The following is a 1,463-nucleotide window of genomic DNA, read 5'->3' on the forward strand; positions in this document are numbered from 1 at the left end:
GGCCATCCTGGTCTTCGTGCCCGACAACCACCAGAGCTTCCAGTTGGTGTTCACCGAGCGGTTCAACAACTCCGGTTTCGGCGACGGGGCGACCGGCCCGCGGTCGCCGACGGACGCCGCCGGCCCGAGGCCGAGCGCGGCCAGCACCCCGGCGGCCTTGGCGTGCGTCTCGGCCACCTCGCCGGCCGCCGTCGAGTGCCGGACCAGTGTCGCGCCGACCGGCACCCGCAGTCGGCCGGTGGGGGAGATCTCGGCGGTCCGGATCAGGATCGGGGCGTCGAGCGTCTGCCGACCGGCCTCGTCGTGGCCGAGCAGTGCCAGCACGCCCCCGTAGTAGCCCCGGCCCCGGCGCTCGTGCCGGGCGATCACCCGGCAGGCGTTCTCGATCGGGCTGCCGGTGACGGTGGGGGCGAACATCGTCTCGCGCAGCACCTCCCGCACGTCGCGGGTGCCCCGCCCGGCGAGCAGGTACTCGGTGTGCGCCAGGTGCGACATCTCCTTCAGCTGCGGTCCGATCACCTGCCCACCCTGCTCGGCGACGGTGGCCATCATCTTCAGCTCCTCGTCGAGCACCATGTACAGCTCTTCGATCTCCTTCTCATCGGCGAGGAAACGCAGCAGCGCCGCCCGGTCCGCGACGCCACCGGGGCAGCGGAAGGTACCGCTGATCGGGTTCATCATCACCAGTCCGTCGTCGACGCTGACGTGGCGCTCCGGGCTGGCGCCGACCAGCGTCCGGGTGCCGGTGTGCACCACGAACGTCCAGTACGCGCCGCGCTCGGCAATCAGCAGCCGGCGTAGCGCGGCCAGCGCGGCCGCCAGCGGTGGGCCCTGCACGGTGGCGTGCAGGGCGCGGTGGATGACGAAGTTCGCGCCCTCACCGCGGCCGATCTCCTCGGACAGCACCCGCTGCACGGTCCGCGCGTACTCGTCGTCGCTGACGTCGAAGCCCGCGTCGGTGGTGCGCACCGGTTGATCGGGCAGCGCGGCGAGGGCGTCGGTCAGCGTGATCCGTTGATGCTCGCGGACCCGGAGGAACTCCAGCGGGGCGGCGTCGTCGACGCAGGCGAAGCCGCGCTCGGCGATCTGCCGGTACGGCACCAGGGCCAGCGTCCGCGCCCCGGGCGGGCCCTCCGGCAGCGGGAGGTCGGTGAGCTCTTCGACGGTGTCGACCGGGCCGGCAAACAGGTCCAGGTCGTCCGCGCCCTCACGGCGCAGAAGCGCGAAAGGGCCGGGGTCGACGCCGCTGGCGACGGCGGCGAGCAGGTCGGTCAGGTGGGTCATCGGAGTCTCCGTCGGGCTGGGTGCCGCCGTCGGGCGGCCCTCAAGCCGGGAGATCCGGCGACCGCCTCAATGGCGGCCGCGTGGATGGAGCTACGCGCGGGAGATGGCCGCCGGGTCGGCGGGCCACCAAACGGTCAACTGCGCGAGCATGTGATCCACCCTACGCGCCCGTCGGCCGG

1 protein-coding gene is annotated in these 1,463 nt (G+C 73.0%); it reads right to left on the reverse strand.

Annotated features, from left to right (window positions below):
* On the reverse strand, nucleotides 1-1,284 hold a 1,284-nt coding region (locus ABZ749_RS35095; protein WP_357235699.1), incomplete at its 3' end, for a chorismate-binding protein.
* Between the last annotated feature and the right edge of the window lie 179 nt (nucleotides 1,285-1,463).

It is taken from the genome of Micromonospora sp. NPDC047753, from assembly GCF_040642735.1.
Classification (GTDB): Bacteria; Actinomycetota; Actinomycetes; order Mycobacteriales; family Micromonosporaceae; genus Micromonospora.